The 22,715-nt window shown below is 60.0% G+C and carries 22 protein-coding genes; 13 read left to right on the top strand and 9 right to left on the bottom strand.

Annotated features, from left to right (window positions below; all coding sequences use genetic code 11):
* Positions 1–93 precede the first annotated feature (93 nt).
* The 3 genes from minE to minC are packed head-to-tail and all read right to left on the bottom strand — an operon-like array spanning position 94 to position 1,963.
* Positions 94–345 (bottom strand): cell division topological specificity factor MinE, encoded by a 252-nt coding sequence (minE, locus tag LAT62_RS03920; protein ID WP_293379276.1) that lies wholly within the window; start codon positions 343–345, stop codon positions 94–96.
* 2 nt (positions 346–347) lie between these two features.
* The gene (minD, locus tag LAT62_RS03925) at positions 348–1,157 is read right to left on the bottom strand and encodes a septum site-determining protein MinD (protein ID WP_293379279.1); all 810 of its coding nucleotides are present in this window, start codon (positions 1,155–1,157) and stop codon (positions 348–350) included.
* A 50-nt stretch (positions 1,158–1,207) separates the two neighbouring features.
* Positions 1,208–1,963 (bottom strand): septum site-determining protein MinC, encoded by a 756-nt coding sequence (gene minC / locus LAT62_RS03930; RefSeq protein ID WP_367120521.1) that lies wholly within the window; start codon positions 1,961–1,963, stop codon positions 1,208–1,210.
* Between the two features lie 128 nt (positions 1,964–2,091).
* Here minC and LAT62_RS03935 point away from each other — a divergent pair, with 128 nt between their 5' ends.
* The 12 genes from LAT62_RS03935 (at position 2,092) to lipB (ending at position 12,589) form a co-directional block, all read left to right on the top strand.
* Positions 2,092–2,688: an LON peptidase substrate-binding domain-containing protein gene (locus tag LAT62_RS03935; RefSeq protein WP_293379285.1), complete on the top strand. Its 597-nt coding sequence runs from the start codon at positions 2,092–2,094 to the stop codon at positions 2,686–2,688.
* 126 nt (positions 2,689–2,814) lie between these two features.
* Positions 2,815–4,050, top strand: coding sequence for a glutamate-5-semialdehyde dehydrogenase (locus tag LAT62_RS03940; protein ID WP_293379425.1), 1,236 nt, complete (start codon positions 2,815–2,817; stop codon positions 4,048–4,050).
* Positions 4,050–4,691 carry a nicotinate (nicotinamide) nucleotide adenylyltransferase gene (nadD, locus tag LAT62_RS03945; protein ID WP_293379288.1) on the top strand — a complete coding sequence of 214 codons (642 nt, stop codon included), beginning with the start codon at positions 4,050–4,052 and terminating at the stop codon, positions 4,689–4,691. The genes LAT62_RS03940 and nadD overlap by 1 nt, the downstream gene beginning before the upstream one ends.
* Positions 4,688–5,062, top strand: coding sequence for a ribosome silencing factor (gene rsfS, locus LAT62_RS03950; RefSeq protein ID WP_293379291.1), 375 nt, complete (start codon positions 4,688–4,690; stop codon positions 5,060–5,062). The genes nadD and rsfS overlap by 4 nt, the downstream gene beginning before the upstream one ends.
* Positions 5,063–5,065: 3 nt before the next feature.
* Positions 5,066–5,533, top strand: coding sequence for a 23S rRNA (pseudouridine(1915)-N(3))-methyltransferase RlmH (gene rlmH / locus LAT62_RS03955; protein WP_293379294.1), 468 nt, complete (start codon positions 5,066–5,068; stop codon positions 5,531–5,533).
* 24 nt (positions 5,534–5,557) lie between these two features.
* Positions 5,558–7,435 carry a penicillin-binding protein 2 gene (mrdA, locus tag LAT62_RS03960; RefSeq protein ID WP_293379297.1) on the top strand — a complete coding sequence of 626 codons (1,878 nt, stop codon included), beginning with the start codon at positions 5,558–5,560 and terminating at the stop codon, positions 7,433–7,435.
* Positions 7,432–8,550, top strand: coding sequence for a rod shape-determining protein RodA (gene rodA / locus LAT62_RS03965; RefSeq protein ID WP_367120522.1), 1,119 nt, complete (start codon positions 7,432–7,434; stop codon positions 8,548–8,550). Before mrdA ends, rodA begins: the two co-directional genes overlap by 4 nt.
* 34 nt (positions 8,551–8,584) lie before the next feature.
* Complete coding sequence (gene mltB / locus LAT62_RS03970; RefSeq protein ID WP_293379300.1) at positions 8,585–9,556, top strand: lytic murein transglycosylase B; 972 nt, start codon at positions 8,585–8,587, stop codon at positions 9,554–9,556.
* 37 nt (positions 9,557–9,593) lie between these two features.
* Positions 9,594–10,361, top strand: a complete 768-nt coding sequence (locus LAT62_RS03975) for a septal ring lytic transglycosylase RlpA family protein (RefSeq protein ID WP_293379303.1) — start codon at positions 9,594–9,596, stop codon at positions 10,359–10,361.
* Positions 10,362–10,447: 86 nt separating this feature from the next.
* Positions 10,448–11,647, top strand: coding sequence for a D-alanyl-D-alanine carboxypeptidase family protein (locus LAT62_RS03980; RefSeq protein ID WP_293379306.1), 1,200 nt, complete (start codon positions 10,448–10,450; stop codon positions 11,645–11,647).
* Positions 11,648–11,657: 10 nt separating this feature from the next.
* Positions 11,658–11,927, top strand: coding sequence for a DUF493 domain-containing protein (locus LAT62_RS03985; RefSeq protein ID WP_293379309.1), 270 nt, complete (start codon positions 11,658–11,660; stop codon positions 11,925–11,927).
* Positions 11,927–12,589 (top strand): lipoyl(octanoyl) transferase LipB, encoded by a 663-nt coding sequence (gene lipB / locus LAT62_RS03990; RefSeq protein WP_293379312.1) that lies wholly within the window; start codon positions 11,927–11,929, stop codon positions 12,587–12,589. Before LAT62_RS03985 ends, lipB begins: the two co-directional genes overlap by 1 nt.
* A gap of 160 nt (positions 12,590–12,749) precedes the next feature.
* Here the strand turns inward: lipB and lipA are convergent, their stop codons facing one another.
* The 3 genes from lipA to LAT62_RS04005 form a co-directional block, all read right to left on the bottom strand.
* On the bottom strand, positions 12,750–13,799 hold the full coding sequence (lipA, locus tag LAT62_RS03995) for a lipoyl synthase (RefSeq protein ID WP_293379315.1): 1,050 nt from the start codon (positions 13,797–13,799) through the stop codon (positions 12,750–12,752).
* Positions 13,800–14,062: 263 nt separating this feature from the next.
* Positions 14,063–16,489 (bottom strand): glycerol-3-phosphate 1-O-acyltransferase PlsB, encoded by a 2,427-nt coding sequence (plsB, locus tag LAT62_RS04000; RefSeq protein WP_293379318.1) that lies wholly within the window; start codon positions 16,487–16,489, stop codon positions 14,063–14,065.
* A gap of 24 nt (positions 16,490–16,513) precedes the next feature.
* Positions 16,514–16,738, bottom strand: coding sequence for a SlyX family protein (locus tag LAT62_RS04005; RefSeq protein WP_293379321.1), 225 nt, complete (start codon positions 16,736–16,738; stop codon positions 16,514–16,516).
* Positions 16,739–16,918: 180 nt separating this feature from the next.
* Between LAT62_RS04005 and LAT62_RS04010 the strand changes: the two genes are divergently transcribed.
* Positions 16,919–17,341 carry a cold-shock protein gene (locus tag LAT62_RS04010; protein ID WP_293379324.1) on the top strand — a complete coding sequence of 141 codons (423 nt, stop codon included), beginning with the start codon at positions 16,919–16,921 and terminating at the stop codon, positions 17,339–17,341.
* A gap of 21 nt (positions 17,342–17,362) precedes the next feature.
* On the opposite strand, the gene holA is transcribed toward LAT62_RS04010, so the two are convergent.
* The 3 genes from holA to lnt all read right to left on the bottom strand — a co-directional run bounded on the left by holA (position 17,363) and on the right by lnt (position 22,682).
* On the bottom strand, positions 17,363–18,361 hold the full coding sequence (gene holA / locus LAT62_RS04015; protein WP_293379327.1) for a DNA polymerase III subunit delta: 999 nt from the start codon (positions 18,359–18,361) through the stop codon (positions 17,363–17,365).
* A 17-nt stretch (positions 18,362–18,378) separates the two neighbouring features.
* On the bottom strand, positions 18,379–20,967 hold the full coding sequence (gene leuS / locus LAT62_RS04020; RefSeq protein WP_293379330.1) for a leucine--tRNA ligase: 2,589 nt from the start codon (positions 20,965–20,967) through the stop codon (positions 18,379–18,381).
* Positions 20,968–21,155: 188 nt separating this feature from the next.
* A complete protein-coding gene (lnt, locus tag LAT62_RS04025) occupies positions 21,156–22,682 on the bottom strand; it encodes an apolipoprotein N-acyltransferase (protein ID WP_293379333.1) in 1,527 nt (508 codons plus the stop codon).
* Between the last annotated feature and the right edge of the window lie 33 nt (positions 22,683–22,715).

The raw sequence follows: 22,715 nt of genomic DNA on the forward strand, positions 1-22,715 counted from the left end.
ATGTGCGGAGTCGAGCTGTCAGGGATGACGTTTTTTGCGTGTCTGCGGTCAGTACTCCCCGTCTTCAGGCGGCCCGAAGCATGTTGGTCTGTTCTACTGCGGCAGCGTCACGTTCAACTCGAGGACGGACACCTGCCCCTCCTGCTCAATCTGAATATTCACGTCGTCATATTCCACCGGAATATACTTGCGGATCACCTGCAGGATCTCCTGCTGCATGGCCGGCAGGTAATCCGGCTGGTTGCGCTGCATCCGCTCATGGGCAACGATGACCTTCAGGCGTTCCTTGGCGGCGGTCGCGGTGCCGCCGGTATTCTTGTCCTTGAAAAAATCGAACAGAGCCATGCTCAACCTCCAAACATCCGGCGCAGGATGTTCTTGCGTTCCAGTTCAGTAAAGCGCATCGGGCGGTCTTCCCCACGCAATCGGGCCACCACGTCGGCATAAGCCTGCCCGGCGTGGCTGTCTTCATCCAGAATGACCGGGACCCCCTGATTGGAGGAGCGCAGCACTGCTTCGCTTTCCGGGATCACGCCAATCAGGGGGCTGGCGAGAATCTCCTCGACATCCTCAATGCTGAGCATGTCGCCGCGTCCGACCCGTTCCGGGTCATAACGGCTGATCAGCAGATGTTCCTGAATCGGTGGTTCGTTGTTCTCGGCGCGTCGGCTCTTGCTCTGCAGCAGGCCGATGATGCGATCCGAATCGCGCACCGAGGAGACCTCCGGGTTGGTTACCACGATGGCCTCATCGGCAAAATACATCGCCATCATGGCGCCGCCTTCAATGCCGGCCGGCGAGTCACAAATGATGTATTCATGATCCTTGCTCAGTTCCTCAAGCACGGCGGCAACACCTTCCCGGGTCAGGGCCTCCTTGTCGCGGGTCTGGGAAGCGGGGAGTATGGACAGATTGTCGCACCGCTTGTCGCGAATCAGTGCCTGGTTCAGCCGCGCATCGCCCTGAATGACATTGACGAAATCGAACACCACCCGGCGCTCGCAATCCATGACGATATCCAGGTTGCGCAGGCCGATATCAAAATCGATGACAACGGTCTTGTGGCCGGCCTTGGCCAGGCCCATGCTGATCGCGGCACTGGTGGTGGTTTTGCCGACGCCTCCCTTGCCGGAGGTCACCACGATAATTCTGGTCAATGCTGTTTCTCCTGATGATTGGCCCGACTGTCGGGCCCTTTTGCTGTTTTTCAACGCGCTGTGCTGCCGGTAATCGCCAGTTGGTCGTTCTCCAGACTGACTTCCACCTGGTCCCGCTGCTCCGGAAACTGTTCCTGCATCATGTAGACCCCGGCGATGGCGACCAGTTCGCCATCCAGGCGCCGGCAGTAGATGCGCGCCTCCTGATGCCCCTTGACGCCGGCGAGTGCTCGGCCGCGCAGGTCACCATGAATGTGAATGTGGCCGTCTGCCATCACTTCGGCACCGGCACTGACCGACGCCATGATCACCAGGTCGCCGCCCTGAGCATAGATCTGCTGGCCTGAACGGACCTGTTGGCGCACCACCATGGGTGGCACCTGCGCCGCCATCCTGGCCTGATGGGCCGGGCGAGGGCGGCGAAACGAGGGCTCGGGAACCGGCATGTCGGCCAACCCCAGGCTGTGTGTCAGTTGCTGGTCTTCCTCCGTGCCACACTGCACTGCGAAAGGCACCAGGTCTGCGGCCCGCAGCTGCTCAACCCAGTCGCCCAGCCAGTCGGGCAGGTGATCGCGTTCCGGAAATGCCAGTATGCAGGGAGTGTGTTGCAGGGCCGGCCCGTCTTCGGCCAGCAGGGTGGTCAGTGCCTGACAGGCAGACTGCAGGTCTGCCTCGGCGGGCACCTGAAGCAACGCGTGTGCGGTCATGCTGCCTTTCAGGTTCAATGATACGGGTGCCACTGCTTTTGCATCCGGCCGCATTGATGTCATCCTGTTTGCCTGAAGCCTGAGTAGCGCAGTGTACATGAAGCAGCTTCACTGGGAATAGATGCGACTGCGAAAAGCGCCTCCTATAATGCCCTTTGACTGACTATGCTAATGGGCTAGTTACCTGGGCTGCACCAATGTCATCAAGTCGAAGCAGGAATAACCGAGTGTCTTACACGCCACTATTTCCGTTGTCACAACCACTGTTTCCGGGCTGCCGGTTGCCGTTGCGCATATTCGAGCCCCGTTATCTGCGCATGGTGTCGGAGTCCAGTCGGGACGGTACCGGCTTTGTGATTACCCTGCTCGACAAGGGGCAGGAGGTGATTCGCGCCGGCACCGGCCCCACGCACTTTCATGACCTCGGCTGCCTGTGCCGCATCGTCGATTTTGAACCCTTGAGCGGTGGTCTGCTGGGCATCACTGTGGAAGGAGAGGCAGAGACCTGGATTGGGCAGGCCCATCAGGAAGATGATGGCCTCTGGTGTGCGCCGGTTCATGCGGCTGAGACGATCCCGTTGCCGGAAGATGAACCCGTTGACGATCTGCGGGCGGTGATGGCCGAACTGGCAGAGCACCCGCTGCTGGACAACCTCTTGCCACCGCAGGACATCGAACAGACACTGCCTGGCCCGTTACTGAACCAACTCTGTTGCTGGCTGCCCATGACCGAGGTGCAGAAGCAGTCGCTGCTCAGTGAACTGGACCAGCAGCAGCGCCTGGTCGTTCTGCGTCGAATGCTGGATGAATGGATGCGAGCCTGAGGCGCGCGGTGTATAATCGTGAACACTTTATACCCAGTGCAAAAGGTGATGGTTTCAGTGGTTGGTACACAGAGACAGGTTGAACAGACAGGTACCGAATCGACAGTCCAGGATGTTGCGGCCTATATGCAGCAGGTGGGTCAGCAGGCACGCCAGGCGTCAGCCCGGTTGCGCTCCGCCACGACTGCGGAAAAGAATTCAGCGCTCCATGCCATCGCGGATGCCTTGCTGGCCAGCGAGGGCAGCCTGTTGGCGGCCAATGAAAAGGACCTCAGCGCAGGGCGGGCCAACGGCTTGTCAGACGCGTTGCTGGACCGCCTGACGCTGACCCCGGACGGCATCAAGGGCATGGTCGAAGGTCTGCGCCAGGTCGCGACCCTGCAGGACCCGGTCGGCCAGATCGACAACATGGAGTATCTACCCTCCGGCATTCAGCGCGGTCAAATGCGGGTGCCGCTGGGTGTTGTCGGCATCATTTACGAATCCCGACCCAATGTCACCATTGACGCAACCGCACTGTGCCTCAAGTCAGGCAATGCGGCGATTCTCCGCGGTGGCAAGGAAGCCATCAACTCCAACCGGGCGCTCGCACTGGCCGTGCAGGCAGGTCTTGAAGTCGCTGGTTTGCCGGCGGATGCGGTGCAGATTATCAAAACCACCGATCGCGCTGCCGTGGGCGCGCTGATCACCATGCCCGAGTATGTAGATGTGATTGTGCCGCGCGGTGGCAAGGGGCTGATCGAGCGCATCGCCAGCGACGCGCGAGTACCGGTGATCAAGCATCTGGACGGCGTCTGCCATGTGTATGTTGACGCAGCGGCGGATGCCGCCAAGGCCGTGGCCATCGCCTTCAATGCCAAGACCCGGCGCTATGGCGTGTGCAATGCAATGGAGACCCTGTTGGTGCATGCCGAGGCCACCGAGGTGCTGACCACGCTGGCGCCCATGTTCAAAGAAAAAGGTGTTGAACTGCGCGGCTGCGAACGCACGCGGGCGCTGCTGCCGGACTGCCTGCCGGCGACGCCGGAAGACTGGACCACCGAGTATCTGGCCCCAGTGCTGGCGGTGCGTATCGTCAGTGATGCGGATGAGGCCATTGCCCATATCAATCACTATGGCTCCCAGCATACCGACGCCATTGTCACCGAGAACTTCACCCTGGCGCGCCGCTTTCTGACCGAGGTGGACTCCAGTTCGGTGATGGTCAATGCATCTACCGCCTTTGCCGACGGCGCCGAATATGGTCTGGGTGCGGAAATCGGCATTTCCACCGACAAGATTCATGCGCGCGGCCCGGTCGGGCTGGTCGGGCTGACCAGTCAGAAGTATGTTGTGTTTGGTGATGGCCACACGCGAGCCTGATGGACATTCTATACGGTGGCACCTTTGATCCTCCCCACAAGGGGCACGAGCGCTTTGTCGAATTGATGATGGCGCGCCTGCCGGACGCCAGAGTGCACCTGCTGCCGTGCTGGCAACCCGTGCACAAAGACAAGGCTACCGCCTCGCCCGAGGCAAGACTCGGCATGTTGCGGGCCCTGCTGCAGCCCTGGCACGGTGTACGCATCGATCAGCGCGAAATTCATGCCCGTGCACCCTGCTATACTCTGGATACACTGATCGCCTGGCGCCAGGAACTGGGGCCGAAGAAATCGCTGGTGTTCGCGCTGGGCAGTGATTCACTGGCGGGGTTGCCGACCTGGTCCCGCTGGCAGCAGTTGACCGACGTGGCCCACATACTGGTTTTGCCGCGACCTGGCTGTGAAGAGGCATTACCCGCCGCTGTGCGGCAGCACTTTACCGGGCGCTGGCTGTCATCTCGAGACGGCGGCACCTTGGCTCAGGAGGCCTGTGGCCGAGCCATGGAGTTGTCAGGGCGGGCGCTGGCCTGTGCCAGTTCCGACATTCGGGACGGGCATGCAAGCCTGGCAGACACGGTGCCGGGAAGAGTACTAGACTATATCAAACAGGAACGGTTATATCCGTCATTAGAGGTGGAATGAAGACAGAGCAGATGCAGGCCATCATTACAGCCGCGCTGGAAGATGTGAAAGTACAGAACCTGACGGTTCTGGACGTGAGAGACAAGACCACCATTGCTGATCTCATGCTGGTGGGCTCAGGCACCTCCAACCGTCATCTGCAGGCGCTGGTGGATCGCGTTGACGAGGCCATGTCAGGTGCCGGCATCGAACCGCTGGGGCGCGAAGGCAGCCCCGGATCAGACTGGGTGCTGATTGATTATGGTGATGTGATTGTGCATGTCATGCTGCCGGAAACCCGGGCTTTCTATGATCTGGAGCAGCTCTGGTCAGGCGCCTCGCCCAGCCAGGCAGAGGCCTCGGATGCAGCTCGCCAGGGGCCATCAGGCTGAGGCATGAAACTGCGTATCCACAGCGTGGCCGGCAAGATGCCGGCGTGGGTGGAAGCCGGCGTGGAGGAATACAGCCGTCGACTGCCCCGAGAACTGCAGCCCGACTGGGTCACATTGCCGCTGGGCAAGCGTAGCCGGAACGTAAACCCGCTTGCGGTGATGGCGGAAGAATCGGATCGTCTGCTGCAGTCAGTCCGCTCAGATTGGCATATGGTGTTACTGGATGTGACCGGAAAGGCGTGGGACACGCCCACACTGGCACACCATGTGCAGGCCTGGCAGTTGCAAGGCCGAGATGTATCGCTGGTAATTGGCGGGCCGGATGGTGTAGACGACAGGGTAAGACAGCAGGCCGCACAGCGGTGGTCTCTGTCGGCCCTGACGCTGCCGCACCCTCTGGTTCGTATCCTGCTAACCGAGCAGTTGTACCGGGCATGGACGGTGTTGCAGGGACATCCTTACCACAAGTGACAAGTATGAGAACCGACTGAACCCATGTCTATTGAACGTTTTCAGGATTATGCGCGAGAGCAGGTGCTGGTATTCCGCCGGACCCTGCTGGCGTTTTCCCTGATTGCGTTGCTCTGTGTTCTGCTCGCTGCCCGCCTGTTCTATCTGCAGGTGGTCACTCATGATGTCCATGTTGCCCGTTCCAACAACAACCGTATCTCTCTGCAGGCCCTGCCGCCCAATCGAGGCCTGATCTATGACAGTCAGGGCCGCCTGCTGGCGGAGAACCTGCCCAATCACCGGCTCAGCCTGGTTCTGGAACGCGTGATCGATCTCGATGCCACGCTGGAACAGCTCACGGATCTGGTCGACCTCTCGGAAGATGACATCCAGCGCTTCCATCAGCAGCGCCAGCGTCCGCGCCGGCCTTTTTCTCCGGTGCCGCTGAAAAATGGCCTCAATGAAGAAGAAATCGCGCGCCTGGCAACCAACCGTTATTTTCTGGATGGCGTCGAAGTCGAAGCCAATCTGATGCGCAGCTACCCGCACGGGGAGATTTTTGCGCATGCGCTGGGGTATGTCGGGCGGATCAACAGCGCCGAGCGTCGCAGCCTGGATAACCGGCTCTATGTGGGCACCGAGTATGTCGGCAAGTCCGGTGTCGAACGTTTCTATGAAGAAGCTCTGCTGGGCAAGCCGGGTTCTCAGACCGTTGAAATCAATGCCCGCGGGCAGATTCTGCGTGTACTGGATCAGACGCTGCCGGAACCCGGGGCCGATCTGCAGCTCTATCTGGACATCGATCTGCAGAAAGCGACCTACGACGCTTTCGATGGGCGTCGCGGCGGTGCCGTGGCCATTGACCTGGAAACGGGCGGCATCGTGGCCATGGTCAGCAGTCCCAGCTTTGATGCCAATCAGTTTGTGGTCGGATTCAACTCGGCGGATTATGCCGCCATGCAGAGTGATATCGACCTGCCTTTCCTGAATCGCGCCACCCGAGGCCAATATGCCCCTGCTTCGACCATCAAGCCGTTTCTGGGCTTCGCGGGGCTTGAAGTCGGCAGTACCTCGTGGGATCAGCGGATTGAAGACCCCGGATTTTTCCAGTTGCCGAATGACGACCGTATTTTCTATGACTGGACCTGGCGCATTCGGCCGGAGGGCCGGGGCGCCAAAATCGGCATGGCGCAGGCCATCCAGGAAAGCAGCAACACCTTCTTCTACCACATGGCCTACAACACAAGACTTGAAGGTCTGCACGACATGCTTGACCAGTTCGGTCTGGGTCGAATCACCACGGCGGATGTGCACAACCCGGCTCGAGGCATCAACCCGACCCGGGAATGGAAGCGGGAACGCCATGGTTATTCCTGGTATGCCGGCGATACGGTCAACCTCGGGATCGGGCAGGGCTTCATGCTGACAACCCCCATGCAGATGGCCATAGCCACGGCAGTGATGGGACGGCATGGCGAATGGTTTACACCCAGGCTGCTGAAAGACAGTTCCGACGACAGCCTGCTGGAAGCTCTGCCCGAACCCCCGCCAGATGTGGCGCTGTCGAATCCGAACCACTGGCAACGTATGGAAGAGGCGCTTGTCGGCGTGGTGCATGGTCCCCGAGGCACGGCCCGATCGCTGGCCCAAGGCATTGATTACCAGATTGTCGGCAAGACCGGGACGGCACAGGTGTTCAGCATCGAGAACTTTGAAGACCATGATTCCGATGAAGTGGACGAGCGCATGCGGGACCACGCCTGGTTTGTCGGCTATGCGCCGCGTGACAATCCCCGAATCGCCGTCGCCGTGCTGGTTGAGAATGGTGCCAGTGGTGGCCGGGTGGCTGGGCCGATTGCCCGCCGCATGTTCGATCAGTACCTGCTCGAAGCGCCCCTGGCGCAGTCTGGTGGCCAGCAGTGAGCCTGCGGCTTGATGCGCTTGCGTTGTCGGTGCCAACCTCCGGTTGGGCCAAACGACTGCATCTGGATGTGCCGCTGTTGCTGATGATCGCGGCCCTGTCGGCCATTGGGCTGGTGGCCCTGTACAGCGCTTCTGGCGAAATGTACTACGTGCAGCGCCAGGCTGCCCGGCTTGGCATTGGTTTTGTCGCGCTTCTTGTGCTGGCACAACTGGACCCGAGAACCATCCGCTTCTGGAGTCTGCCGGTTTATGTGGTAGGCCTGGTGTTCGTGATCATGGTGCTGTTTGTCGGTACTGGTGCCATGGGGGCTACGCGCTGGCTGGGTATCAGAGGCGTGTTCATGTTTCAGCCTGCCGAGATCATGAAACTTGGCGCACCGGCCATGCTGGCCTGGTATCTGACCCGACGCGAGCTGCCGCCCAACCTCTGGCAGGTCATAGTGTGTCTGGTGATGTGCCTGATTCCGGCGTTTCTGGTGGTTCAGCAGCCGGATCTCGGAACAGCCCTGCTGATCATTGCCAGTGGCCTGTTTGTGGTGTTTCTGGCCGGCATGAGCTGGTGGTATATCGGTGGCGGGCTTTTGCTGGCAGTGGCGGCTTTCCCCGCGCTCTGGTTGCTGGTTCTGCGCGAGTATCAGAAACAGCGCATTCTCACTCTGTTTGACCCTGAAAAAGACCCTCTGGGGTCTGGCTGGAACATCATTCAGTCGCAGACGGCGATCGGCTCGGGTGGCTGGGAAGGCAAGGGCTACTTGATGGGCACGCAATCGCAGCTCAATTTCCTGCCTGAAAGCCATACCGACTTCATTGTTGCGGTCATGGGCGAAGAATTCGGGTTTATCGGGCTGGTGGTCTTACTGTGTCTTTACCTCGCTATTGCCGCGCGCGGCTTGATTATAGCAATCAACGGGCGGGATACTTTCGGCAGGCTGTTGGCCGGTGGATTGACCCTGACCTTCTTTGTCTACGTATTCGTCAATGTAGGGATGGTTTCCGGCATATTGCCAGTGGTTGGCGTTCCGCTGCCGCTGATCAGCTATGGAGGGACATCAGTGGTAACCCTGTTGGCCGCGTTCGGCATCATCATGTCGGTGGCCACACACAAGAAATTATAACAGCGACAACGACCTTACCAGCGAGGGGTGCGCAATGAAGCAGTGGACAGCGGGATTGGCAGTGGGCGTTGGCCTGCTATTGGGCACGCAGGCAAGCGCAGACACCGGATTTCTGGTCGACCCGCGAGCCGAAGCCATGGTTCTGGAGCTGGCTGAAGAAGGGCTGGATGCGGAGCAGATTCGCGCCTGGTTGAGCCAGGGTGAATTTCTTGAAAGCACCCGCACCAACATCGCCGCGCCACGGGAGCGCACCTCGACCTGGGCAGATTATCGGCCCATCTTTGTCAACGACTTGAGTGTTGAGCGCGGCCGCGACTTCATGGAAGAACATGCGGACACCCTGGCCCGAGTGGAAGACGAGCTGGGTGTTGACCCGCGAATTGTCACCGCCATCATCGGTGTGGAAACCCGCTATGGTCGTATCACGGGCAATCATCCGGTGATGAATGCCATCGGTACCACCGCCTTTGGGGATAGTGCGCGCAGTGACTATTTTCAGCGGGAGCTCAAAGCCTTCTTCCGCCTGGTGACTGAAGAAGGCGTCGACCCCCTCGAATTGACCGGGTCCTATGCCGGCGCCATGGGTATGCCGCAATTCATGCCCAGCAGCTATCTCGCCTATGCGATAGATTTCAACAATGATGGCCGCAGGGATATCTGGAACAACCCGGAAGACGCCATCGGCAGTGTGGCCAATTATCTGGCCGAGCATCGCTGGGAAACCGGTGGGCCGGTGGCCATGCGGGCGCATGTGGAAGGCAACGGTTTTGAAGACATTGTGGCCAACAACCGACGCCAGCCGCATATGACGCTGGCCGAGAGCCGCCAGTCCGGCTGGTCACCGGTGCGACCGATGGAAGATGAGCGGATGGTCAGCACGCTGCGCCTCGAAGGCGATAATGGTGCCGAGTTCTGGTACGGTTTTCAGAATTTTTATGTTATAACCCGATACAATCACAGCGTCAGCTACGCCATGGCGGTGTATCAACTGAGTCGGGAATTCTGAGGCGATGAAACGAGGGTTGTTTTCCGGAGTGGCTGCAATGCTGCTTCTGCTAACCGGATGTGCTGGCTACTCTGCTCTGGAGACCCAGGATCCGGGCCCCAATGCCGGGCGCTACGCGCTGAGCCAGGATCGTGGCCCGTCCACTCAGATCAGTGAGTCGGACATCGAAGATATTGAGATCCTGCATGAGCCGCGCAGCCGGGGCGGCAACTCCGACTACACCCTGTTTGGCCAGCGCTATGTCATCATGGACTCGGCTGATGGCTATGTCGAAGAAGGCTATGCCTCCTGGTACGGCGAAAAGTTTCATGGCCACACCACGTCCAACGGTGAAACCTATGACATGTACAAGCTGTCAGCGGCGCACACCACCTTGCCACTGCCCACCTTCGTCAGGGTAACCAACCTGGAGAACGGCCGGGAGGTAGTGGCCCGGGTCAATGATCGGGGGCCGTTTCACGACAACAGAATCATCGATATGTCTTATGCCGCAGCGATTCGGCTCGGTTTTGCCGAGCAGGGCGTGGCGCGGGTTCGTGTTGAAGCCTTGACGCCCGGGTCAGGTGGCAGCCCGACTGCAGAACGCTCTGATTTCTGGCTGCAGTTCGGTGCCTATCGTGAACGCTCTGCCGCAGACCAGTTTCGTGATGCCCTGGCGCGAGAGCTGAACGAAGACGTAGTGGTTGAATCGGGCAATGACTTCCATCGTGTGCGGGTCGGCCCTCTGACCGGGGCTCGTGCAGAAACCTTGCAGACAGAGTGGCAGAGTAAAGGAAATGACAAACCATTGCTGATCCGGCCCTGATTCACGCGCAGGGGTGCCCCTGCAGGCCCGTATTGCTTAGAATACTCACCGAGCCGCGACCACAGGTCGTGTCGCCGGACAATTCAATGAAAGACCCTCAACCTGACGGATTCCACGGAAAGATGATCAGAACCTTTACTGCTGCGCTTGTCGCATTGTCACTCTGCTCCACAGCAATGGCTCAGGGCATGATCGTGCCGGCGGCGCCGACGATCGCGGCCAAGTCTTACATCATGATCGATGCTAACAGTGGCGAGATTCTGATAGAAGGGAATGCGGACGACCAGCACCCGCCCGCCAGCCTGAGCAAGATGATGACCTCCTATGTGGCTGAGGTGGAACTGACTGCCGGTCGTCTCAGCCTGGATGATCGGGTCAGGGTGTCCGAGCGGGCCTGGCGCACCGGTGGCTCAAAGATGTTTGTTCTGGTGGACTCGGAAGTCACCGTTGAAGATCTGATGCGCGGTATCGTGATTCAGTCGGGTAACGACGCCTCCATTGCCATCGCAGAACATCTCGCCGGCAGCGAGGAAAACTTTGCCGAGATCATGAATCAGTATGGCAACCAGATGGGGCTGACCAATACCTGGTTCGGCAATTCGACCGGGTTGCCGGAATCCATGACCGGTTTGCCCCCGGGCTATACGTCAGCGCGTGATATGGCGGAGCTGGCGCGGCGCGTTATTCAGGACCATCCCCAGTTTTATGGCTGGTACAGTGAGCGCGAATTCACCTACGCCGATATTACCCAGTCCAACCGGAACCGACTGCTCTGGCAGAACCCTTCCGTCGACGGCTTGAAAACCGGTTATACCGCTGACCCGGGCTACAGCTTGGTGGCCTCTGCCGTCGAAGATGACATGCGGCTGATCACCGTGGTCATGGGGACTGCCAGTGAACAGGCGCGCCTCCAGGAGACCCAGAAAATGCTCGGTTACGGTTTCCGCTACTTCGAGAGCGTGCTGTTGCATCAAGGCGAGCGGGAATTGGAAGAGTCCCGTATCTGGGCCGGTCAGAGTGATACCGTTTCGCTGGGCCTGGCGGACGACCTCTACATCACCATCCCCAAAGGCTCCGGCGATACAGTGCGCACGGCCTTTGACATCAACGCCCAACTGGAAGCGCCAGTGGCGGTCGGCGATGTGCTCGGACAGATCCGCGTGACGCGCGGTGATGACCTGCTGGTCGAGCGCGACCTGGTCGCTCTGTCGGCCGTTGAGCAGGGCAGTCTGTTCAAGCGGATTTGGGACCGTATCATCCTCTTCTTTATCGGACTATTCAGTTAACGAGCGGATCATGACGCAGCAAAACCGACCTGAAATAGAATTCCCCAGTCGCGACTATCCGATCAAGGTGGTCGGTGATGCGGATCCGGCTTTTCGGCAGTGTGTGGTCTCTGTGCTGCAGGATCTGTCGGTAGAGTTCAGCGACTCGATGCGCGAATCACCGAGCCGCAATGGCCGTTTTGTCTCACTGACCATTTTCATTACCGCGGAGCATGAAGCGCAGCTTCAGCAACTGAACAGCGAACTCAGAAAGCTGGACTTCGTGCGCATGGTACTTTGATGCAACAGGAAGACGCACCAACGCTGCAGGTCAGACATCTCGGGGCAGTGGCCTATGAGCCCACCTTCGAACAGATGAAGGCCTACACCAACAAGCGCAGTGCGGATTCAGCCGATGAAATCTGGTTGCTGGAGCACCCACCGGTATTCACACAGGGGCAGGCGGGCAAGGCTGAGCACCTGCTGATGCCGGGCGATATTCCGGTGGTGCAGGTGGATCGCGGCGGCCAGGTGACCTACCACGGACCAGGGCAACTGGTCGCCTACGTGCTGCTGGATATCCGCCGCCTTGGTCTGGGTGTGCGCGATCTGGTCAATCATCTGGAGCATTCGGTGGTGGATGTGCTGGCACAGTATGGTGTCAGCGCCTATCCCAAGTCGGATGCACCCGGTGTGTATGTGGAAACCGAGCAGGGAGAAGAGGCCAAGATCGCCTCGCTGGGGCTGCGCATTCGTCGCGGCTTCTCATACCACGGGCTGGCATTGAACGTCGACATGGATCTGGCGCCGTTTCAGCGCATCAATCCCTGCGGTTACCAGGGGCTGGCCGTTACCCATCTCAAGAGCTTCACGGATGCCGAGATCAGTGTCGAGTCGGTCGGCGAGGCCTGGCTGAGCAGTTTTACGCAGCGCCTGGGGCACGGCGACATTCGCCATTTCTGAAGGGGCTTGTGGCCCCCTGAGCGCGGCCAAGGCCGCTGGCTTACAAATGAGCCTACGTTATGGGCGCTGCGGTTCGACGTATCGACTTGCCTGTGCTTGAGCGGGGCCAAGGCCCCTGGCCTACAGATGGGGCTCCGTTGTGGGCGCTGGCTTGCCTGCGCTAACTGGCTGATTTGGCGATGATGGACGGATCGGCTTGTTGCCCCGGCACAGCCGCCGGTTCCGCCAGACCCAGATTATTCTTCTCGAACACCCGATCGGCACGATAACTGGACCGCACCATGGGTCCGGACGGCACTTCCATGAAACCCATCTCCAGACCCGCCTCACGATAGGCGTCAAACTGTTCCGGCGTTACCCAGCGTTCTACCGGCAGGTGGTTGGCCGTGGGGCGCAGATACTGTCCCAATGTCACAATGTCGACACCAATGGCACGCAGATCCCTGAAGGTCTGCATGATTTCCTCGTCGGTTTCACCCAGCCCAAGCATCAAACTGGTTTTGGTGATGACGTCCGGCCGGTGTTGTTTGGCATGCGCCAGAACGTTCAGCGTCTTTTCATAGCCGGCGCGCGGGTCGCGCACCGGATGCGTCAGGCGTTTCACCGTCTCGACATTCTGAGCAAACACTTCCAGGCCCGAGTCGACGACGGTTTCCACATGGCTCCGGATGCCGTCAAAGTCAGGTGTCAGGGCTTCCACAACGACTTCCGGTGTCCGCGCCTTGATGGCCTGCACACAGGCCGCATAGTGCGCGGCGCCGCCGTCTTCAAGGTCATCACGATCGACCGAGGTCAGCACGATATAGCGCAGGCCCATGAGCTCCACAGACTTGGCTGTGTTCTCGGGTTCCTCATGATCCAGCCAGCCGTTCGGGTTGCCGGTATCGACCGCGCAGAAACGGCAGGCCCGCGTACAGACCGACCCCATGACCATGATGGTGGCGGTGCCGTTGTTCCAGCATTCACCCAGGTTCGGGCAATGGGATTCTTCACAAACCGTGCTCAAACGATGCTGTTTCACATTGCGCTTGACCGCTTCGAAGCGCTCGCCGCCGGGGATGCGGGCGCGCAGCCATTTGGGCTTGCGTCCGGGCGCTACACCATCAGGTTCCGGTGTGCGCTTTTTCTGGCCATTCTTGATGGCCGAAAAACCCTGCTCGGTACGGAATTTGTCACCGCTGCCGATGCGGCCGGAAGGCGAATCAGTCATGTTTGAGCTCCATTGGCGCGCCTCTGGAGGCGCTGTCGTGTCTGGTGCGCAGTTTATCACAGGTCTGCGGTTTTCTGCAGGTCAGCCGCCCTGTCGGCCCCGGAGTGGGGCTTACGCCCCTGGCCTACCGGTAGCTACATCTGTAGGCCGTGGGCTTGCCCACGCATAAGCGTCCGCAGGACGCCTTGACGGGTCGCGCCTCTGCACCGGAGCGCGGCCAAGGCCAGCGCCTACAAAGGAGGCTCCATTATAGGCCAGCGATTTCAATCGCCGGTGCGCCACTGCCCGGTAATCCAGTTTACGTTGCGCACCAGCTCCGGGTTCAGCAGTGATTCCGCTGCTGCCAGCCCGTCCGGAACCCGCTGGTCAAAGCGGATCCTGTTGTCAGCGTCGGTGTGAATCACCTCTTTCTCGCGCAGCGTCTGCACGAACTGTTTGAACAGGGACTTGTCAAAAAACTCGGGTGCATTCAGGCCATTCAGCACAGAGACCAGTTGCGCCACCTCCTGGGCCCGCGATTCCAGTTGCCCGGCGCTCAACGACGACTGGCCACTGGCATCCAGTGTGGCCAGGGTCAGATAGTAGCGCTCCAGCGTCGGCATCATAAGGCGACTCAGTTCCATGAAGTGAACCAGACGTTCGGGCTCCTTGGTCGCGCGCAGGTCTTCCCCGTCGGCGACAATCAGGCCCTGTTCCAGCAGCTTGTCGATGTAGGCGTCTGCCTTCTCCAGTGCGGTTTCGAGTGACCAGTGCAGGAAAAGCTCCCGGCGGACATAACCGTAGATCAGTGTCAACTGCTTGCGCAGCGTCTCACGTGTCTTGGCAGTACCGTGCACCTGCAAACCACAGCAGATCAGTGCCGGTACCGCAAAAAGATGCAGGATATTGTTGCGGTAGTAGGTCATCAGCACGGCCTGATGATCGTTGAGCGAATAGATGTCACCTAACGGCTGCTCGATCTTTTCCACCACCTTCATGCCAATGGCATGATCCAGCCATTGATCGGGATTGCCCGGCGGAAAGGACATCTCGTCGCTGTAGGGCACGGCGCGCAGCAGGTCGCAATAGATATTGAGTTGCTGCACCAGACTGTTGCGGTCCTGCGCGTTGCGAGGGCTGGATAACAGAACCAGCGCCAGCAGGTTGATGGAATTGAGCGCGGCTGCCTTGTTGATGCCCTTGGCAATCTGTTCACTGAGCTCATGCACCACCTGATTGATCCAGGCTGGCCGGCTGTCCTGCTGCACCTGCTGACGCCAGTCCGGCGCTGTATCACTGATCAACTGGCCCAGGTCGATGGGCGTGCCGAAGTTGAGATTGACCGTGCCATAGTTTTTCAGTCGCCGAACGGTGCCCAGCAACCCCAGAACTGACTCGCTCTGCTTGGAGCGACCGCGCAGCTCCTTCAGGTAGCTGTTGGCCTCGAACACCTTTTCATAACCGATATAGACAGGTACGAACTTCATCGGCAGTTCATGGCTTTCCTCGTGGCCGCGCAGGAAGCTGCGCACATTCATGCTCAGCATGCCCGCTTTCGGGACCAGCATACGACCCGTGCGCGAGCGCCCGCCCTCGACAAAGTATTCGACCGGAAAGCCGCGGCTGAACATCTGATACAGATACTCGTTGAATACTGCCGTGTAGAGCTTGTCACCCTTGAAGCTGCGGCGCATGAAAAACGCCCCGCCACGGCGCAGAATCGACCCGACGATTGGCATGTTCAGGTTCTTGCCAGCGGCAATGTGCGGCAGACTGAGGCCCTGGTGATAGAGGCAGTAGGACAACAGCAGATAATCGATGTGAGATCGGTGGCAGGGCACATAGACAATGGCGTTCTGCTGTGCGGCCTGCTTGATGGCCTCTATGTTGTTGATGCTGACGCCGTTGTAGATCCGGTTCCACAGCCAGGACAGAAAAATATCCAGCACCCGGATGGTCGGGTGCGAGATGTCCGCCATGATTTCTTCCAGATAGTGTACGGCCTGCTGTCTGGATTTCTCGAGGGTGCTCTTCTGGCTGCGCGCATGTTGTGTGATGGCCTGGCGCACGGGCGCAGAGTGAACAATCTGCGTGAGTAGTGTGCGCCGGTGTGACAGGTCCGGCCCCAGCACCCGCCGCCGTACCCGGTTGAAGTGCACCCGCAGCACCCGGTGTGCCTTGCGGCTGATATGTTCTGCAGAGCGTGTGCCCTGCTGCAGTTCCCGCAGAGACACGGGGGCACTGACCTCGACAAAGGTGTTGCGCCCATTGAACAGGACGGTAAAAAACTTGCGAATCGGACCGGGAATGGTCCAGCGGTCGGAAAAAAGGACGCGAAAAAGAGAACTTTCCCGGTTGGGTGCGCGGCCCCAGAACACATTGACCGGCACCAGTTGATAATCCAGCGACTCATCATCATGAACACGCTGGCACAGCATGCCCAGAGTGCTGGCTTCACCACGCCGGCGCAGCCTTCTCTGATAGCGCCGTTTCAGTTCCAGAGCCACCAGGGGGCGGTCGGAACTGACTTCGCGCAACCTGGGCAGGCGATGGTGCTCCAGAAACAGATCAGCCGCCATGCTGTCTGACAGGCTTTGCCAGCGCACCACGTAGATAACCGGTTTTCCGGGATCCAGTCTGGGCAGTTCGACAGCGGTCTTCTGGTCGAAGCGGATCCAGAGCTTCAGCAGTTTTTTCAGCAATGCGTACATCGTTCAGTCATCCGGACCAGGCTGTCAGTAATGAGGGGGTGGGGCATTGTCGATTTCGGGCGCCACCTGCTCGGACACCTGACGTACTCTGGAATCCAGAGTACTGAGGCGCTGCTCATACTGGCGCAGCAGAGCATCCTGATGAGCGACAACCGCATTGAGCTGGTCCAGCAGATCATCCTGAAATGTCAGTCTGGCCTCCAGTTCGTCAAGGCGCTTTGCAACACCATTTTCCGACTCGGTGCTCATGCGTGCGTTTGCCCTCCCGGTGCGCTTTTTGGCATTATGCTCACTCGCACTGTCAAGGATAACACGGCCGACGGGCAATTGCCTGAGATCAGCCAGAGCGACAGTGTGCCGCGGAGACAATCCTCTGTGTCGGTTATTTTCATTGGTTTTCAGGTTGAATAGAGGTTGAAGAGACAACTTATGATGAAGGTTCTGGTATTGGTCATTCGCGCCGCCATCGGGCTCGTGGCAGCGCTGGGTATTCTTTATGGTATCGCTTTCTGGCAGGGTAGCCCGGAAGCCGGAGTCATGGGCGCAGAGGGTTTCTGGCCGGCGCTGCTCACCACCTGGTTTGTCGTGGTGCTGGCTCAGATAGCGGTTCTGTTTTTGCCCCTTGAGGCCGTGGTCGACACCCGTGAAGAGGGTATCGTGAAATGGTTCAATGGGGCCAAGGGGTTTGGTTTCATTACGCGTGACAATGAAGAGGATGTGTTTGTGCACTTCCGGTCCATTCGCGGGCGCGGCCACCGCACGCTGCATGAAGGGCAACGCGTGCGCTTTGGTGTGGTAGAGAGCGAGAAGGGCCTGCAGGCGGAAGACGTCAGCGTGGTCCGGCACAGTTGAGCGTGGGTCTGTGGAAGGCCCTTAACTGGTCCAGCGCAGCACCACCTGACCCAGCAGCAGCCAGGGGCTGAGCGTCTCCGAGCCTTTGGCCGCTGCTTCCGTGCGCTGCAGCAGGGTCAGCAAGCCCTGCCAGCGCGCCGGACGGACACGCTGGGCCGCCTGCTGCGCCAGGCCTTGACGCTGGCGAAAGATGCGCAACGCCTGGCAGGCCTGCTGTGGCGCTTCACCGGCTTGCAGACGGGCCTGCAGCGCCAGCAGTGTTCTGACTTCCCGGGTGAGCGTCCACTGAATGATCAAGGGCTCGACCCCTTCGCTGTGCAGGCTGTCCAGAATACGCTGACTGCGTCCCAGGTCACCCCCATGCAGGGCATCCACCAGATCAAAAACGGTAAAGCGGGCGTTGTCGACGACCGCTTCCAGCACGGCTTCGGCAGTGACAGACTCTCCCGCATACAGCAAGGCCAGCTTGTCGAGTTCCTGGCGCGCCGCCAGCAGATTGCCGTCCACGCGCTCCGCCAGCAACTGCACAGCGGCCTGATCCAGTTGCAGGTCCATCTGGCGAGCTCTCTGGGCCAGCCAGTTCGGCAACTCCTGCCGACTGACGGGCCAGGCGGTGATCACGCCCGCCTGGGCACTGAAGGTTCGAAACCACTTGGTCTTGCGCGCCGCCGTGTCCAGCGGCTCCGCGCTGAGCAGCAGCAGGTTGTCCGGGTTGGGGGAGGCGGCATACTCAAGCAGCGCAGCCTGCCCTGAGCTGTCCGGCTTGCGTTCCAGCTGTATTTCCAGAATCTGCCGTTCACTGAACAGCGACAGTGCCTGATTGGCGGCCACCAGTTCGCTCCAGTCAAACTGGGCATCGGCATTGAACACCCGCCGCTCGCCATAGTCGCGTTCACGGGCCGCCTGGCGCAACTGGTCCAGAGCCTCCTGCATCAGCAGCGGCTCCTGACCGGTCACCACATAGATCGGGAGCAGTTGCTCCTGCAGATGACCGCGCAGCTGTTCCAGGCGAATATCCATCTCGTCAGTGGGCCTGCTCAGCCGGCCACAACAATGTTGACCAGTTTGCCCGGCACCACGATCACCCGTTTCACGTCCTTGCCGTCGGTGAACTTGCGCACATTGTCCGCTGCCTGGGCAGTGGCTTCGATGGTCGCCTTGTCGGCATCCGCGGGCATGTCGATACGAGCGCGCACCTTGCCATTGACCTGCACCACATAGGTGATTTCATCGCGCACCAGAGCGCTCTCGTCTACCTGTGGCCAGGCATGGTCCACGATCAGGCTGTCGTGACCCAGAGCCTGCCAGAGCACATGGGTAATGTGCGGGGCCACTGGCTGCAGCATCAGCACCATGGCTTCCAGTGATTCCCGCACCACCGGCAGCTCCTGGGGCCGGTCATCCGGAAAGCGGTTCAGGGTGTTGAGCAGTTCCATGATGGCCGCGATAGCCGTGTTGAAGGTAAACCGGCGGCCAAAGTCGTCGGTGACCTTCTGAATGGTCTCGTGGGTCTTGCGGCGCAACGCCCGCGCCTCGTCTGACAGGTCTGCGGGTATCGGGTCACCCTTGCTCTGGCCCTGCACTGCATGTACCGCGCGCCACAGGCGTTGCAGGAATTTGTGCGACCCCTGAACACCCGAGTCGATCCATTCCAGAGTCTGCTCCGGGGGTGCCGCGAACATGGAGAACAGACGCACCGTGTCGGCACCATAGGTGGCTATGGCATCTTGCGGATCCACGCCATTGTTTTTCGACTTGGACATCTTGGTCATGCCGCCGTAGACCAATTCGTCACCGGTGCTGACCTGATTGACCTTGACCACCTGACCCTTGTCGTCCCGCTCGACCTTGACGTCTTTCGGGGATATCCACTGAGGCGCACCATTCTCAGTCTTGTAGTAACTCTCGGCCAGCACCATGCCCTGGCAAAGCAGGCTCTCGAACGGCTCGTCACAATCGACCATGCCTTCGTCGCGCATCAACTTGTGGAAGAAGCGGGAATACAGCAGGTGCAGGATGGCGTGTTCGATGCCACCGACATACTGATCGACCGGCAGCCAGTAGTTGGCTTCCTCCGGGTCTACCATGCCGTCGGCATACTGCGGGCTGGTGTAGCGGGCGTAATACCAGCTCGACTCCATGAAGGTATCGAAGGTATCGGTCTCACGCTCGACGGGCTGGCCATCCAGTTCGTCCTTGCGCCATTCGGGGTCCGCCTTGAGCGGTGACTGTACACCGTCCATGACCACGTCTTCTGGCAGCAATACGGGCAGCTTGTGCGCCGGCACCGGAATCTCGCCGCCATCAGGCAGGTTGAACATGGGAATCGGCGCGCCCCAGTAACGCTGCCGCGAGACACCCCAGTCACGCAGACGATAATTGACCGTGCGCTTGCCCTTGCCGGCGTCTTCCAGGTATTGGGCGATGGCATCAAATGCAGCTTCCGAAGTCATGCCATCGTACTGGCCGGAATTCATCACCACGCCCTTGGCACTGTAGGCCGCCTGTGTCAGATCGACGGTATCCTTGCTGCCTTCTGCCGGGCTAATCACCTGCCGGATAGGCAGGTCATACTTGGTGGCAAATTCCCAGTCCCGCTCGTCGTGCCCGGGCACCGCCATGATGGCGCCACTGCCGTAATCCATCAGCACGAAATTGGCGATCCAGACCGGTATGCGGTCACCGGTCAGCGGGTGGATGGCATGCCTGCCGAGGGGCATACCCTTCTTCTCCATGGTCGCCATGTCGGCTTCCGAGGTGGTGGAGTGCTGGCATTCATCGATAAACGCCTGCAACTCAGGGTTGCCGGCAGCGGCCTCGGCGGCCAGCGGATGACCGGCGGCCACGGCCATGTAGGTCACACCAAACAGGGTGTCCGGTCGGGTGGTGTAAACCGCCAGGGTGCGCTCGCTGTCTTCCAGTCCAAACTCCAGATCGACGCCTTCGGAGCGCCCGATCCAATTGCGCTGCATGGTCTTGACCTGTTCCGGCCAGTTGGGAAGCTTGTCCAGATCGTTCAGCAGTTCTTCGGCATATTCGGTGATCTTGATGAACCACTGCGGAATCGCCTTGCGCTCAACCGGCGCACCGGAGCGCCAGCCGCGTCCGTCGATAACCTGTTCGTTGGCGAGTACTGTCTGGTCGACCGGGTCCCAGTTGACGGTAGCCATCTTCTTGTAGACCAGGCCCTTTTCGTACAGCCGGGTGAAGAACCACTGCTCCCAGCGGTAGTAGTCAGGGCTGCAGGTGGTGACTTCACGCGACCAGTCAAAACCGAAGCCCAGCGACTTGAGCTGCTCGCGCATATAGTCGGTATTGGCGTAGGTCCACTTGGCCGGCGCCGTCTTGTTCTGGATGGCGGCGTTCTCTGCCGGCAGACCGAACGCATCCCACCCCATGGGATGCAGCACATTCTTGCCCAGCATCTTCTGGTAGCGCGCCATGACATCGGAAATGGTGTAGTTGCGCACATGCCCCATGTGCAGGTGACCGCTGGGGTAGGGGAACATGGACATGCAATAGTACTTTTCCCGGCTGCTGTCCTTGACAGCACGAAACACCTGGTTCTCAGCCCACAGCTGCTGGACTCCGGGTTCAATGTCACGGGGAGAATAATTGGCTTCCATAGGGTTCGGTTCACTTCTCTCGGTTCGGGTCCGCGCGGCATGCCGCCGCCGGGTGCGGAAGGTTGGTTTCGAATGCGCTGATTTTCGGCCCACAAGGATACCTGAGTCGCGGCGCTATTTCGACTGGACTCTGCCGGAACACGCGCCGAGAAATCGCCATGCAGGCGGTTCTAGTGGCAATGGTTTCGTCAGCGGCGCACCAGTCCCAGGGTCAGCACCAGAGCGGCCAGCAGGGTCAGCGTGCTCAGCAACCAGACCAGCCCCTCTCCCCAGCGCTGGTAGGGTGTGGTACCGGTGCGCAGAAACAATTGTCCGGCAACGGTCGCTGCCTCGAACTGTGGTGTGCGCGCCATCAGTTGGCCATGATGATTGACCACGGCGGAGATGCCATTCTGGGTGGCCCGCACCATGTCACGCTGGTTTTCTATCGCCCGGGCGCGCGTGATCTGCAGATGCTGTGCCGGCGCCAGGCTGCGACCGAACCAGGCATCGTTGCTGATCACCACCAGCAGGTGGGTATCCAGCGTCTGGGTGCGTGAGAGTCCGGGGTAGGCCGCTTCGTAGCAGATCAGGGTGCCCAGTCGCCAATCCTCGCCATCGATGTTCAGGATGATCGGGGCCTGTTCTGCCGCACCGGCTGAAAAACCCGACATGGGCAGGTCAAAAAAGGCGATCAGGCCCTGCAATAGACCCTGCAAAGGCAGGTACTCGCCAAAAGGCACCAGGTGCTGCTTGTTGTAGTCCCCGCTGGCGGTGCCGAAACCACGCATGGCGTTGTAATAGTCACGACCCTCGCCCCACAGGGGCAGCCCGGCCACCAAGCCCTGGCCATTGTCGGAGAGGCGCTGTTCAAGTGCCTCCAGTTGGGACTGAATTTCTTCCGGAAAGGCGGTTATGGCAGTTTCCGGCCACACCAGCAGATCTGCCTCCGGGTGCTCGGCATTGAGCGCCTCATAGAGGTCCAGATTGCGCTGTATCTGCTGGCGCTGCCATTTGATGTCCTGGGGTACATTGCCTTGCAGCGCGGCTGCCGTGATCGGTGTCTCACGAGCCAGTTCGGTATAGTCGCGGTCGAGCAGCAGGGTGCCGCCACCCCAGGTGAGCAGGATCAGCAACAGCGGTGCCGCCAGGGTAAGCCTGCGTGCCGGACTCACTTGCCAGAAGCAGGCCGCGGTCACCAGCAACAGCAGGCTGACCAGGAAAACGCCTCCGATCGGCAGCCAGCCGCGCAGCACCGTATCGGTGGCCACGGTGCCCCAGATCAGCCAGGGCATGCCGGTGAACAGCGTACTTCGCAGCCCCTCGAAGGCCAGCCATAGCAGCGGGTAGATCAGCCAGTGCAGATTGACTCGGCGCCGGGCCAGAGCGGGCAAGCCAGCCTGCAGAGCGAACAGGAAGGCCATGGCCAGACAGAAAGCAATGGTCAGTACCAGAGAGATCCACACCGGCGTCTCGACGGCCCGCATCGAGAAATACACCCAGGAGATGCCCGTGCCGAAAAAACCGGCACCGAACCACCAGCCATGCCAGAACGCCGTTTTCGGGGCCTGACGGGCCGTCAGCCACCAGAACAGCACCGGCAGTGCCAAGGCCAATGGCCAGACATTGAAGGGTGCGAAAACAAGCGGAGCCAGGGCGCCGCCGCCCAGCAGTACCAGGCGGGCATACCAGGTGTGCTGTTGTAGAACAGAGTTTAATTGCGCTGCCTGAGCCATTACCATGCGGGACCTGACTGGATTTTTGAGGGG

The sequence above is a fragment of the Natronospirillum sp. genome (assembly GCF_022565775.1).
Taxonomy (GTDB): domain Bacteria; phylum Pseudomonadota; class Gammaproteobacteria; order Pseudomonadales; family Natronospirillaceae; genus Natronospirillum.

What these genes read in the sequence shown, in the direction of transcription:
- minE (WP_293379276.1), bottom strand. Translation starts at nt 345, where the DNA reads ATGGCTCTGTTCGATTTTTTCAAGGACAAGAATACCGGCGGCACCGCG.
- minC (WP_367120521.1), bottom strand. Translation starts at nt 1,963, where the DNA reads ATGTACACTGCGCTACTCAGGCTTCAGGCAAACAGGATGACATCAATG.
- LAT62_RS03940 (WP_293379425.1), top strand. Translation starts at nt 2,815, where the DNA reads ATGCAGCAGGTGGGTCAGCAGGCACGCCAGGCGTCAGCCCGGTTGCGC.
- nadD (WP_293379288.1), top strand. Translation starts at nt 4,050, where the DNA reads ATGGACATTCTATACGGTGGCACCTTTGATCCTCCCCACAAGGGGCAC.
- rsfS (WP_293379291.1), top strand. Translation starts at nt 4,688, where the DNA reads ATGAAGACAGAGCAGATGCAGGCCATCATTACAGCCGCGCTGGAAGAT.
- rlmH (WP_293379294.1), top strand. Translation starts at nt 5,066, where the DNA reads ATGAAACTGCGTATCCACAGCGTGGCCGGCAAGATGCCGGCGTGGGTG.
- mrdA (WP_293379297.1), top strand. Translation starts at nt 5,558, where the DNA reads ATGTCTATTGAACGTTTTCAGGATTATGCGCGAGAGCAGGTGCTGGTA.
- mltB (WP_293379300.1), top strand. Translation starts at nt 8,585, where the DNA reads ATGAAGCAGTGGACAGCGGGATTGGCAGTGGGCGTTGGCCTGCTATTG.
- LAT62_RS03975 (WP_293379303.1), top strand. Translation starts at nt 9,594, where the DNA reads ATGCTGCTTCTGCTAACCGGATGTGCTGGCTACTCTGCTCTGGAGACC.
- LAT62_RS03980 (WP_293379306.1), top strand. Translation starts at nt 10,448, where the DNA reads ATGAAAGACCCTCAACCTGACGGATTCCACGGAAAGATGATCAGAACC.
- LAT62_RS03985 (WP_293379309.1), top strand. Translation starts at nt 11,658, where the DNA reads ATGACGCAGCAAAACCGACCTGAAATAGAATTCCCCAGTCGCGACTAT.
- lipB (WP_293379312.1), top strand. Translation starts at nt 11,927, where the DNA reads ATGCAACAGGAAGACGCACCAACGCTGCAGGTCAGACATCTCGGGGCA.
- lipA (WP_293379315.1), bottom strand. Translation starts at nt 13,799, where the DNA reads ATGACTGATTCGCCTTCCGGCCGCATCGGCAGCGGTGACAAATTCCGT.
- plsB (WP_293379318.1), bottom strand. Translation starts at nt 16,489, where the DNA reads ATGTACGCATTGCTGAAAAAACTGCTGAAGCTCTGGATCCGCTTCGAC.
- LAT62_RS04005 (WP_293379321.1), bottom strand. Translation starts at nt 16,738, where the DNA reads ATGAGCACCGAGTCGGAAAATGGTGTTGCAAAGCGCCTTGACGAACTG.
- LAT62_RS04010 (WP_293379324.1), top strand. Translation starts at nt 16,919, where the DNA reads ATGATGAAGGTTCTGGTATTGGTCATTCGCGCCGCCATCGGGCTCGTG.
- holA (WP_293379327.1), bottom strand. Translation starts at nt 18,361, where the DNA reads ATGGATATTCGCCTGGAACAGCTGCGCGGTCATCTGCAGGAGCAACTG.
- leuS (WP_293379330.1), bottom strand. Translation starts at nt 20,967, where the DNA reads ATGGAAGCCAATTATTCTCCCCGTGACATTGAACCCGGAGTCCAGCAG.
- lnt (WP_293379333.1), bottom strand. Translation starts at nt 22,682, where the DNA reads ATGGCTCAGGCAGCGCAATTAAACTCTGTTCTACAACAGCACACCTGG.